The sequence below is a fragment of the Syntrophorhabdus sp. genome (genome assembly GCA_012719415.1).
Classification (GTDB): Bacteria; Desulfobacterota; Syntrophorhabdia; order Syntrophorhabdales; family Syntrophorhabdaceae; genus Delta-02.
Genome location: JAAYAK010000010.1, coordinates 1 through 1,579, shown reverse-complemented (window position 1 = coordinate 1,579; position 1,579 = coordinate 1). Strand labels below are relative to the sequence as shown.

General features: G+C 56.7%; 2 protein-coding genes. Both read left to right on the top strand.

The annotated features are described in order from the left end of the window. Positions 1 to 95: 95 nt before the first annotated feature. On the top strand, positions 96 to 893 hold the full coding sequence (locus tag GXX82_00500) for a sugar phosphate isomerase/epimerase (GenBank protein ID NLT21505.1): 798 nt from the start codon (positions 96 to 98) through the stop codon (positions 891 to 893). Between the two features lies 1 nt (position 894). After that, a partial coding sequence (gene radA / locus GXX82_00495; GenBank protein ID NLT21504.1) for a DNA repair protein RadA occupies positions 895 to 1,579 on the top strand: 685 nt, incomplete at its 3' end.

The following is a 1,579-nucleotide window of genomic DNA, read 5'->3' as shown; positions in this document are numbered from 1 at the left end:
CCGAAAAAGGGTTGCTGCGGATACGAGAACACCATCCACTACAGGAACGGAAAATGCGCGATAATCACCGATACCGATGACAGCATCGTTATCGTATGAAATACCTCTTTTCCACAGGATGTCTGTACCATCTCCCCATCGAGGAGATCTTCGTCCTTGCGCGCGAGGGCGGGTTCGATGGCTGTGAGCTCGTCATAGACCAGCATTTCATGAGCGACGGCTACCTGGACAGGGTTCAGGCCTGCCTCGATATCCTTCCCGTTCTCACCGTCCATGCCCCCTTTCTCAAGATGAAGAAGTGGGGTACAAAGATGGAGGAGCTGAAAAGAAGCATCGATATCGCCCGCGTCCTCGGGGCAGGCGTCGTCAATTTCCATCCCCCCGCGTGGCTGACGATGGAGATCGGCTTTGCCCGATGGCTGAAAAGCATCGAGGATTTCCAGGGGGAGCTCGATTGTGCCGATATCGCGCTCACCATCGAGAACATGCCCCGGGAAGGCAAACACCTCATGCTCACATCGTACATTCTCAATGATATCAACGATCTCGTCGCCTTCGGCCAGGAGCATAACCTTTATTTCACTTTCGACACGACCCACCTCGCCAGCTTTGGTGTGGATATCATTGCCCCTTTCATAAAGGTCTTCAGGACGGGCAGGCTGCGGAACATCCATCTCAGTGACTCCGGTGAACATCAAAGTCACCTCTTTCTCGGAAGAGGCAACCTTCCCATCGCCAAATTCCTGAACACGGTCCGAAGACTGGGTTACAATGGTACCCTGACCTTCGAAGTTTCCCCCCGGGAGCTTCCGAAGGCCAGGGAATGGCTCGTCAGGCTCATGGAGTACCAGCTCCGGCTGATCAAGCTGCATACAGGGGCTTCGGTGGTGTGACATGGCAAAAAAAACCGTCTTCGTTTGCTCCTCCTGCGGCCATGAGACCCTGAAATGGCTGGGGAAATGCCCCATGTGCCAGGGATGGGACACATTCAGGGAATTCGCGCCAGCGTCAAAGGCGGATGGTAAGGAACCACGCCGGCCCGTCATTCTCACCGATGAAGAGCTTGCCGACGAAGAGAGGATCGCGACGGGCATAGGAGAAATGGACCGCGTCCTGGGCGGTGGCATGACGATAGGGTCCGCCATCCTCCTCGGCGGCGATCCCGGGATAGGCAAAACGACCCTGTGCTTCGAGGTAGCCGCAAGACTCACCGAACTCGGTCTCAAGGTCCTCTACGTTTCCGGGGAAGAATCCCTGAAACAGCTCGCGTCCCGGAAGAAAAGGCTCAGGCTCACGGCGGATTTTGCCTTTCTCACCACCAATCACCTCGACGACATCCTCTCGGCGGTCAATGAGGAGCGCTACGCCCTCGTCATCGTCGATTCCGTCCAGGCCGTCTACAACCCCAAGCTCCCCATGCTGCCGGGGAGCATGGGCCAGGTCAAGGACGTGTCCACACGGCTTACGATGGAAGCAAAGTCCCTCGACACCAGCCTCATCTTCATAGGCCACGTCACCAAGGAGGGTGTCATAGCGGGCCCCAAGGTGCTGGAGCACATGGTCGATACGGTCCTGTACT